This is a genomic window from Streptomyces recifensis, from assembly GCF_002154615.1.
GTDB classification, from domain to species: domain Bacteria; phylum Actinomycetota; class Actinomycetes; order Streptomycetales; family Streptomycetaceae; genus Streptomyces; species Streptomyces griseoluteus.
Genome location: NZ_MUNH01000431.1, coordinates 1 through 8,893, shown reverse-complemented (window position 1 = coordinate 8,893; position 8,893 = coordinate 1). Strand labels below are relative to the sequence as shown.

General features: G+C 73.5%; 7 protein-coding genes and 1 pseudogene. 4 read left to right on the top strand and 4 right to left on the bottom strand.

Going from position 1 to position 8,893, the window contains the following annotated elements:
* The 4 genes from CCN33_RS21720 to CCN33_RS21705 all read right to left on the bottom strand — a co-directional run.
* Positions 1–1,764, bottom strand: a 1,764-nt coding sequence (locus CCN33_RS21720; RefSeq protein WP_086695226.1) for a transglutaminase TgpA family protein, incomplete at its 3' end; no start/stop codon positions are given.
* Positions 1,761–3,074: a DUF58 domain-containing protein gene (locus CCN33_RS21715; RefSeq protein ID WP_086695224.1), complete on the bottom strand. Its 1,314-nt coding sequence runs from the start codon at positions 3,072–3,074 to the stop codon at positions 1,761–1,763. The genes CCN33_RS21720 and CCN33_RS21715, both read right to left, overlap by 4 nt.
* Positions 3,074–4,153, bottom strand: a complete 1,080-nt coding sequence (locus tag CCN33_RS21710; protein ID WP_244173896.1) for an AAA family ATPase — start codon at positions 4,151–4,153, stop codon at positions 3,074–3,076. Before CCN33_RS21710 ends, CCN33_RS21715 begins: the two co-directional genes overlap by 1 nt.
* 224 nt (positions 4,154–4,377) lie before the next feature.
* On the bottom strand, positions 4,378–4,950 hold the full coding sequence (locus CCN33_RS21705) for a beta-class carbonic anhydrase (protein WP_086695223.1): 573 nt from the start codon (positions 4,948–4,950) through the stop codon (positions 4,378–4,380).
* A gap of 417 nt (positions 4,951–5,367) precedes the next feature.
* Here CCN33_RS21705 and rsmH point away from each other — a divergent pair, with 417 nt between their 5' ends.
* The 4 genes and pseudogenes from rsmH to CCN33_RS21685 form a co-directional block, all read left to right on the top strand.
* Positions 5,368–6,324 (top strand): 16S rRNA (cytosine(1402)-N(4))-methyltransferase RsmH, encoded by a 957-nt coding sequence (gene rsmH / locus CCN33_RS21700; RefSeq protein ID WP_086695222.1) that lies wholly within the window; start codon positions 5,368–5,370, stop codon positions 6,322–6,324.
* Between the two features lie 43 nt (positions 6,325–6,367).
* Positions 6,368–6,994: a cell division protein FtsL gene (gene ftsL / locus CCN33_RS21695; RefSeq protein ID WP_167387914.1), complete on the top strand. Its 627-nt coding sequence runs from the start codon at positions 6,368–6,370 to the stop codon at positions 6,992–6,994.
* Between the two features lie 151 nt (positions 6,995–7,145).
* Complete coding sequence (locus CCN33_RS21690; protein ID WP_086695221.1) at positions 7,146–8,267, top strand: lipid II:glycine glycyltransferase FemX; 1,122 nt, start codon at positions 7,146–7,148, stop codon at positions 8,265–8,267.
* A 158-nt stretch (positions 8,268–8,425) separates the two neighbouring features.
* Positions 8,426–8,821 (top strand): annotated as a pseudogene (locus tag CCN33_RS21685) (EamA family transporter); the annotation flags it as partial.
* Between the last annotated feature and the right edge of the window lie 72 nt (positions 8,822–8,893).

The window sequence follows — 8,893 nt, the reverse complement described above, 5'->3', positions numbered from 1 at the left end:
GTTCTCACCCCGCGTCGCCGCCGCCGAAGGCTCCCTGGACGCCCCGCGCGGGGGCAGCTCCTGGTCCGGGCGGCCGCTGCTCGGGGTGTCCTGCTGGGTGTAGGCCGGGGTCGTGCCCCGCGTCGGCGTCGGCTCGAACCGGGTCCAGCCCACGCCCTGGAAGTACAGCTCCGGCCAGGCGTGCGCGTCCTTCAGGCTCACCGACACCGAGCCGTCCCCCTGCGGGGTGCCCGGCGCGAACCCCACCGCCACCCTGGCCGGAATGCCCAGCGTGCGGGCCATCGCCGCCATGGCGAAGGAGAAGTGGACGCAGAACCCCTCCTTCTTCTTGAGGAAGTTGGCGATCGCGTCGGCGCCCCGGCCCACCTGCACCTCGGTGTCGTACCGGAAGCCGCCGTCCACCGAGAACCAGTCCTGGAGCCGTACCGCCTCCTCGTAGTGGTTGCGGGCCCCGGAGGTGACCTTCTCGGCGGTCCGCGCCACCACGTCCGGCAGCCGGGACGGCACCCGCGTGTACTCCCGCTCCAGCGCGGCCGGCGGCTTCGGGGCCTCGGCGAGCTGCTTCGCGGTCGGCCGCAGATCCAGGCTGGTGACCTGGTAGGTCTCGCCCCGCGTGGTCTGGCCGTGGTCGCCCACCAGGGTCATGCCGACCGGCTCGTACCGCCAGTTGCCGTCGATCCGGACGCCGCTCGGTGGATACGGCATCGGCAGCCAGTCCTGGGCGTACCAGTCCGCCGCCGTGATCACCGTGCGCAGCGTGGTCCGCCTGACGTCGTCGCTCAGGCCGACCGGGGCCGGGAAGACGCCGGGCACCGCGGCGATGCGGCGCTGGGACGGCTTCCAGTCGGTGCCGTCGAAGTCGTCCAGGGACACTATCCGCACGTACATGTCCGGCACTTCGCCGGAGCTGGGCCGCAGGGAGAGCACCTCGCGGTCGTCGTCCACGTTCAGGCTGTCCCGCAGCGACACCAGGGGGTTCACCGCCGAGATCGTGCCGCCCCGGCCGTTGCCCGCGCCGACGCCCGGTCCCGCCCGGCCCAGCAGGCCGCCGTGCAGCGTCGGCAGGGCCAGCGGCACCACCAGGGCCACGCCCAGCGCCACCGCGCCGATCCGGCGGCCGGTGCGCGCCGGTGCCGTCAACCCGCCCGCCGGGGCACCCGCGCGCGAGGTGCCGCCGAAGACCCGGCCCCACTGGGCGAGCCGCTCCCGGCCCTCCGCGAGCAGCAGCATCAGATAACCGGCCGCCGCCACCAGGAACCACAGCCAGTCCGCGGCCCCGTCCGACAGCCCGGCCGCCACGGAGTACAGCGCCAGCAGGGGCAGCCCCGCCGGGGCCGCCCGCCGGAAGGACACCGCGAGGGTGTCCACCAGCAGATGCACCAGCAGCACCCCGCCGACCAGCAGCAGCCGGATGCCGTCGGTCAGCGGCGCGGGGATCGCGTAGCGGCTCACATCGTCCGCGCCCTGCCCGAACAACGCCCCGAACCGCCAGAACGCGTCCGGCCCCGGCAGCAGCCCGCCCAGCGCCTCGGCCCGCGCGAAGACCAGCGTCAGCAGCACCAGTGTCACCAGCAGTTGCGCCAGCAGCGTCAGCGACCGGGACAGCGGAACCCGCCTGGCCGCGGTGCCCACGCCCGCCTGCACGGCCACCAGCAGCGCCGACAGCAGCAGCCAGGTGGGGCCGTCGACCAGCGGCAGCAGGGCCGAGGACGCCATCAGCGTCGCCGCCGCCGCGCACAGCGCCAGTCGTGCCCGTCCGCTCATCCCCGTGCCTTCCCGCTCAGCGCGGCCGGCCCCGGCCGCTCCCGGTCCGCCTGCCGCCACAGCTCCTCCAGCGAGGCCCCGCGCGGCACGCCCAGCGCCGTCCAGCCGCCCTCGCGCAGCACCCTCAGCCGCTGGGGGAGCGGGGCGTTCGGCTCGGGCACCGCCGTCGGCTCGCGCGTCCAGGCGTCCGGGTCCATCACGAAGGCGACCGCGCCGCCGCGCCCGCGCATCCGGGCCACCGAGGCCGCCTGTCCGCCGTCCAGATCACCGAGGAAGGCGACCAGCAGCCCGTCGTGCCCGTCCCGCAGCACGTCGTACGCGCCCGCCAGGTCGGCGCCGTCGGAGTGGTCGATCACCGCGAGGGTGTCCATCATCAGCGCGGCCGCCGCCGCCCGCTCGTGCCCCGAGCCGCCCTCACCGGACACCGTCACCCCGAAGTCCGTCAGCAGCCGCACCGAGAACCCCCGCTCCAGCAGATGCGCCACCACCGAGGCGGCCCCCGACACCGCCCACTCGAAGGCCGAGCCGGGGCCCGCGCCCTCGTAGGCCGCCGCGCGGGTGTCCAGCAGCACCGTGCAGCGCGAGCGGCGGGGCTGCTCCTCGCGGCGCACCATCAGCTCGCCGTGCTTGGCGGTGGAGCGCCAGTGCACCCGGCGCAGGTCGTCACCGTGCCGGTAGCCGCGCGGGATCACGTCGTCCTCGCCGGCCAGCGCCAGCGAGCGCTGCCGCCCGTCGCCGTGCCCGAGCGCCTCCCCGCCGAACCGCACCGGCGGCAGTGGCTCCACCCTGGGCAGCACCGTGAGGGTGTCGTACGCCGAGAAGGACCGGGTCAGCTCGCACATCCCGAACGGGTCGCTCAGCCGCACCTGGAGCGGGCCGAGCCGGTATCTGCCGCGCAGGTCCGAGCGCACCCGGTAGGACACCTCGCGGTGGCCGCCCGGCTCGACCCGGTCCAGCACGAAGCGCGGGCGGGGCCCCAGTACGTACGGCACCCGGTCCTGGAGCATCAGCAGGCCGGTGGGCAGGCGGGAGACGTTGTCCACCCTGAGCCGGACCCGCGCCTCCCCGGCCGCGGGCACCCGTGCGGGGGCGAGGCCGCGCTCGGCGGTCACCCGGTGCCGGGTGCGGTGCAGGACGCCCGCGCAGAGCAGCGGCAGCGCCGCCAGCAGCAGCCCGACCCGCAGCAGGTCGTCCTGGCCGAGCACGTAGGCGCAGATCGCGGCCGCGATCCCGGCGGCCAGGAAGGAGCGCCCGCGGGTGGTGAGACCCGACAGCGTCGCGCGCACCCCGCCCCGCCCCCCGGCGGACATCACAGACCCCGGGGAGACCGCAGCGGCCGCGGGGGAAGGGCCGGCGAGGCGTCCAGGCCGTCGTAGCCGCTCTGCCGGCCGGTGGTGGGCACGGCCGTGTGCTGGATGATCTCCCGCACCACGTCCTCGGCCGTCCGCCCGTTGAGCTGGGCCTCCGAGGTGGGCAGCAGCCGGTGGGCCAGCACGGGCGACGCGAGCGCCTGGAGGTCGTCCGGCAGCGCGTACTCCCGGCCCTCCAGGGCGGCGGACGCCTTCGCCGCGCGCAGCAGGTGCAGCGTCGCGCGCGGCGAGGCGCCGAGTCTGAGGTCGGGGTGGACGCGGGTGGCGGCGACCAGCTCCACCGCGTACCGCCGCACAGCCTCCGAGACGTGCACCGTGCGCACCGTCTCGATCAGCTTCACGATCTCGTGCGCGTGCGCCACCGGCGCCAGGTCCTCCAGCGGAGAGGCGCCGCCGTGCACGTCCAGCATCCGCAGCTCGGCCTCGACGCTGGGGTAGCCCACGGAGACACGGGCCATGAAGCGGTCGCGCTGGGCCTCGGGCAGCGGGTACGTGCCCTCCATCTCGACCGGGTTCTGCGTCGCCACCACCATGAAGGGGCTCGGCAGTTCGTAGCTGTGGCCGTCGATGGTGACCTGGCGCTCCTCCATGGACTCCAGCAGCGCCGACTGGGTCTTGGGGGAGGCCCGGTTGATCTCGTCGCCGATCACGATCTGCGCGAAGATCGCCCCCGGCTTGAACTCGAAATCACCGCCCCGCTGGTCCCAGATGGAGACCCCGGTGATGTCCGAGGGCAGCAGGTCGGGGGTGAACTGGATGCGCCGCACCGAGCAGTCGATGGACCGCGCCAGCGCCTTGGCCAGCATGGTCTTGCCCACGCCGGGGACGTCCTCGATCAGCAGATGCCCCTCGGCGAGCAGCACGGTCAGCGCGAGCCGTACGACCTCGGGCTTGCCCTCGATCACGTCCTCCACCGAAGCGCGGACACGCTCCGCGGTGGCGGTCAGATCCCGCCCCGCGCCCGACTCCGTCCGAGCGGGGACGCCCCCCTGGCTCGCCCGATCGTCATAGGTCGTCACCCGGCCCTCCTCGGCCCGTCATCACCCGGGGCCTGTGCACGCGAGCGCGACCGGCCCACCCCGGAACTGCGACGCCGCGCGGACCAGGCCGCGCGCCGTCACACCCCGCATTCTTGCCGCCGTTACGGATTCGTGTCACCGCCTGTGGACAACTGCCCCCGTGATGCCGGGCTTGCGGCCCTTTCACCCCCCGCTACGAGGGGGGGAGGAGGGCCGCTGGGGCGTCAGGCCGACTTCGCGGCGCCGCCGTCGGCCGGGTCGATCTCACGGAGCAGACCGGTGCGCACGTCGAAGACGAAGCCGCGCACGTCGTCGGTGTGCAGCAGGAAGGGGGAGGTACGCACCCGCTGCATCGACTGCCGTACGTCCTGGTCCACATCCCGGAACGCCTCCACCGCCCACGGCGGGCGCTGGCCGACCTCCATCTCCAGGTCGTGCCGGAACTCCTCGGTGAGGGACTCCAGACCGCACCCGGTGTGGTGGATCAGGACCACGCTGCGGGTGCCCAGCGCGCGCTGACTGATGGTCAGCGAACGGATCACGTCGTCGGTGACCACGCCGCCCGCGTTGCGGATCGTGTGACAGTCGCCCAGCTCCAGGCCGAGCGCGGCGTGCAGGTCGAGGCGGGCGTCCATGCAGGCCACGACGGCGACCTGGAGCACCGGACGCGCGTCCATGCCGGGGTCGGTGAATTCGCTCGCATATGTCTGGTTGGCGTCGACCAGGCGGTCCGTCACGCTGCCGTCACCCGTTATGGCGCCGTCGGACCCGGTCGGAACTGCTGCGGAAGTCGTCATGCCCCCGACGTTACTGGTCACCGGTGTCCCCGGCCTGCTGTGGACGGCCACAAAGAACCGCTTCGTGGCTTGTTGTGAGCTAACCCACACGGAGCGCGAACCTCCGCCGGACGGGTGAATCCCGGCGAATCGCGGGGCCCGCCCGGAAGCCGTACGCGACGCGCAGGCCGGTTGATTGACCGCGACACAGGGTGGACTAAAGTGACGCGAAGCGGGAGGCGCGGCTCTTCCCGCTGGTGAAACCCCCGGAGATCCCGGCATCCGTCCGGACCGTCTCCCCGCGTGCGCGGCGCGTACGTGCGGCTCGGCCTCCTCCCGCTCCCGGCCGGCTGACGCTTCCGGCGCCGGCGGGCCTCCCCTTCACGGAGCGGGCGGGGACCCGGCGGTGCGTACCGCCCGCCGGAATGAGAGGCCCCCTTGACCGAGAGTCGACACGTCCCGGTGATGCTCCAGCGGTGCCTGGACCTGCTGGCGCCCGCCCTGGAGCGGCCGGGAGCGGTGGTCGTCGACTGCACCCTCGGCCTCGGCGGCCACAGCGAGGCACTGCTGGCCCGCTTCCCCGAGGCCCGGCTGATCGGCCTCGACCGGGACAAGGAAGCCCTCCGCCTGTCCGGCGAACGCCTCGCCCCCTACGGCGACCGCGCCACCCTGGTGCACGCCGTCTACGACGAACTCCCCGAGGTACTCGACCGCCTGAGCATCCCGTCCGTCCAGGGCGTCCTCTTCGACCTCGGCGTCTCCTCCATGCAGCTGGACGAGGCCGACCGCGGCTTCGCCTACGCCCAGGACGCCCCGCTCGACATGCGCATGGACCAGACGACCGGCATCAGCGCCGCCGAGGTCCTCAACACCTACCCGGCCGGCGAACTGGTGCGCATCCTGCGCGCGTACGGCGAGGAGAAGCAGGCCAAGCGGATCGTCTCGGCGGTCGTCCGCGAGCGCGAGAAGGAGCCGTTCACCAACAGCGCCCGCCTGGTCGAGCTGATCCGGGACGCCCTGCCGCAGGCCGCCAAGCGCACCGGCGGCAACCCGGCCAAGCGCACCTTCCAGGCCCTGCGTATCGAGGTCAACGGCGAACTCTCCGTACTCGAACGGGCCGTACCGGCGGCGGTGAAGGCGCTCGCGGTCGGCGGGCGGATCGCCGTGCTGTCGTACCAGTCGCTGGAGGACCGGCTGGTCAAGCAGGTCTTCGCGGCCGGCGCCGCCACCACCGCGCCGCCCGGACTGCCCGTGGTGCCCGAGCGCTACCAGCCGCGCCTCAAGCTCCTCACCCGCGGTGCCGAACTGCCCACCGAGGAGGAGATCGTCGAGAACCGCCGGGCCGCCCCGGCCAGGCTGCGCGGCGTCGAGCGCATCAGGGAGGACGCCGAGTGAACGAACGGGGCCGGCCGGGTGCCACGACCCGCCGGGAGGGACAGTGAGCAGCAAGCCCGCACCTCGGGGGAGGGCGGCCCGGCTCGCCCGGCTCATCCCCGCCGGCCGCGCCCGCGCGGCCCGCACCCCCTTCGTCCTCCTCGTCGTACTGCTCCTCGGCGGCGGGCTCCTCGGCCTGCTGGTGCTCAACTCCGCGCTCAGCGAAGGATCGTTCGAGCTGGACGACATACAGCGCCGGACCAAGAGCCTCACCGACGAGGAACAGGCCCTCCAGCGGGACATCGACGCCTACTCCGCGCCCGACGCCCTCCAGCGCCGCGCCCGCGAACTCGGCATGGTCCCCGGCGGCGACCCCGCCTTCCTCGATCCTGACGGCAGCGTCAAGGGCGTTCCGAGTCCGGCCCCCCGCTCCGCCGCCCTCACCGGCCCCCTGACCGGCGGCTGCTGCGGCCTGGCCGGCAACTTCGGCTTCGAAAGGGGCCACTTCGACATCTCCCGCACCTGCGCGGAGGACCAGCTCCTCCCTGCCCTCCACTCCGCCCCCGAGAGCGCGGCGGTCCTGGCGGACGGCTACTCCTGCCGGACCCAGATCGAGCAACTGACGGGGATACGGGCCCGGCATCTGGCAGAGGTACTGGCGGAGGGGCTGGACAGGGAGGAGCGGGAGTGAGCCAGGGGCGGGGGTGGTTCACGGTCCGCCCCGCGTGCAGGGGCTGCGCGCAGCGGTGGCGGATACGGGACGTCGGCGGTGGTTCGGCCCCGGGGGCGGGCGGTGAGGATCGTAGGGTGACCGGATCTGCCAGCGCGAAGGAGTCCTCCGTATGACCCTCACCCTGCGCCCCGTGAGCCGCACCGAGCACCTGGCCTTCGTGGGTTCGCGGTCCTCGGTCAGCCATATGCAGGTGCCGTCGTGGGGGGAGGTGAAGCCCGACTGGCGGGCGGAGAGCCTCGGGTGGTTCGACGAGGAAGGGCGGATCGTGGGGGCGGGGCTGGTGCTGTTGCGGCCGTTGCCCAAGGTGAAGCGGTATCTGGCGTATCTGCCGGAGGGGCCGGTGATCGACTGGCACGCGGACGGCTTGGAGCGCTGGCTGGAACCGATGCTGGCGCACCTCAGGGCGCGGGGGGCGTTCTCGGTCAAGATGGGCCCGCCGGTGGTGGCGCGGCGCTGGAGTCCGGAGGCGGTCAAGGCCGCCATTGCCGACCCGGCCGCACACCGGCTCCGGGACGCCGAGCCGACCTGGCAGGACCCGCGCGCCCAGGCCCTCGCCGACCGGCTGCGCGGTATGGGATGGCGGCAGAGCGAGCCGGACGCGGAGGAGGGCTTCGCGGTGGGGCAGCCCCGGTACGTGTGCCAGGTGCCGTTCGCCGGGCGGTCGCTGGAGGAGATTCACGGCGGGCTCAACCAGCAGTGGCGGCGCAACATCAAGAAGGCCGAGAAGGCGGGCGTGAAGGTGGTGCGCGGCGGCGCGGACGACCTGCCGGTGTTCTACGAGCTGTACCGGGAGACGGCCGAGCGCGACCGTTTCATCCCGCGTCCGCTGGCCTATTTCCAGCGGATGTGGACCGCGCTCGCCCACGAGGACCCCGACCGCATGCGGCTGTACCTCGCCCACCACGACGGGGAGGTGCTGGCGGCGGCGACGATGCTGATCGTGGGCAGCCACGTCTGGTACTCGTACGGCGCCTCCACCGCCCGCAAGCGGGAGGTGCAGCCCAACAACGCCATGCAGTGGCGGATGATGTCCGACGCCCATGAGCTGGGCGCGCACGTCTACGACTTCCGGGGCATCACCGACACCCTGGAGGAGTCCAACCACCTGCTCGGCCTGCTCCGCTTCAAGGTCGGCGCGGGCGGCGAGGCGGCGGAGTACGTGGGGGAGTGGGACTTCCCGCTGAACAAGGTGCTGCACAAGGCGTTCGACCTGTACATGGCCCGCCGCTGAGGCACCGGCCCGCCGGTCCCTGATCTCAGAATCCAAGACACCGCCTGCGTACAGTGGCATAAGGGTTCACACACCTGACGGAGGTCCATTACCGTGGACCGGGAAGTACATCGAGGTGTACGAATGAAGCCCACTCCCGCCGCTCCCCAGGACAGCCCGTGACCACCGTCCGTACCTCCGCCCCGGCCAAGACCCCCCTCACTCCGGACTCCCCTGGCCGGTTCGGCTCGCTGGGGCCGGTCGGGCTGGTGCTGGCCGGCGGGATATCGGTCCAGTTCGGCGGGGCGCTCGCGGTGACGCTGATGCCCCGCGCGGGCGCGCTCGGCGTGGTGACGCTGCGCCTGGTGGCGGCGGCCGTCGTGCTGCTGGTGGTGTGCCGGCCCCGGCTGCGGGGGCACTCCCGTACCGACTGGGGGACGGTGATCGTCTTCGGTCTCACCATGGCCGGGATGAACGGCCTCTTCTACCAGGCGGTCGCCCGTATCCCGCTCGGTCTCGCGGTCACCCTGGAAGTCCTCGGACCGCTCGCCCTGTCCGTCTTCGCCTCCCGCCGCCCAGAAGGAAGACGCCTGCCAGGGCGAGGGCCGCCCACACGGCGTTGATCGCGCGGCGGGAGGCGAAGACGG

Coding starts and splice junctions, on each gene's coding strand:
- CCN33_RS21705 (WP_086695223.1), bottom strand. CDS start 4,950: ATGACGACTTCCGCAGCAGTTCCGACCGGGTCCGACGGCGCCATAACG.
- CCN33_RS21715 (WP_086695224.1), bottom strand. CDS start 3,074: ATGTCCGCCGGGGGGCGGGGCGGGGTGCGCGCGACGCTGTCGGGTCTC.
- CCN33_RS21690 (WP_086695221.1), top strand. CDS start 7,146: ATGACCCTCACCCTGCGCCCCGTGAGCCGCACCGAGCACCTGGCCTTC.